Genomic DNA, 641 nt, shown 5'->3' on the forward strand with positions numbered 1-641 from the left:
CAATATGGTGGTCACAAAGGCGTTTACCTAGGTGTACCAACATTAGTTAACCAACATGGCGCAGTTAAAATTTATGAAATGCCATTAAGTGCCGAAGAACAAGCGTTGTTCGATAAATCTGTTAAAATATTAGAAGATACATTTGATTCAATTAAATATTTATTAGAAGACTAAGCCTATTTTAAGTATTAATTAGAAATATATTAATGGTAAGAGGATCTATTAGTGTTGCAGTAACATGTGGCACTGATAGATCCATTTTTTTAGCAAGCATTGATAGAGGCAATACTTTTGCGTAAAATAATAATTGAATAAAGTATTATGACTCGTGAAAATTTAGTGACATGAATCGAAATGCCGAGGCGTCATTGAGTATAAAGGAAAGTAGTTCTGCATTAAGCACGAAGTAGAGCATGACAACGAGGAATAACTATAGGGAGATGGTTTTGGAATGACGAATGTCTTGTATCAACATGGTACATTAGGTACGTTAATGGCTGGCTTACTAGAAGGAACAGCTACAATTAATGAATTGTTAGAACATGGGAATTTAGGGATTGCAACGTTAACAGGGTCTGATGGCGAAGTAATATTTTTAGACGGGAAGGCATATCATGCTAACGAGCATAAAGAATTTATAG

At 34.3% G+C, this 641-nt stretch carries 1 protein-coding gene and 1 pseudogene; both read left to right on the forward strand.

The window, feature by feature from the left end:
• Window positions 1–174: pseudogene (locus IDG60_RS28180) on the forward strand (L-lactate dehydrogenase); the annotation flags it as partial.
• A 277-nt stretch (window positions 175–451) separates the two neighbouring features.
• Window positions 452–641, forward strand: a 190-nt coding sequence (locus tag IDG60_RS28185) for an acetolactate decarboxylase (RefSeq protein WP_206161101.1), incomplete at its 3' end; no start/stop codon positions are given.

This window comes from Staphylococcus sp. EG-SA-2 (assembly GCF_017152085.1).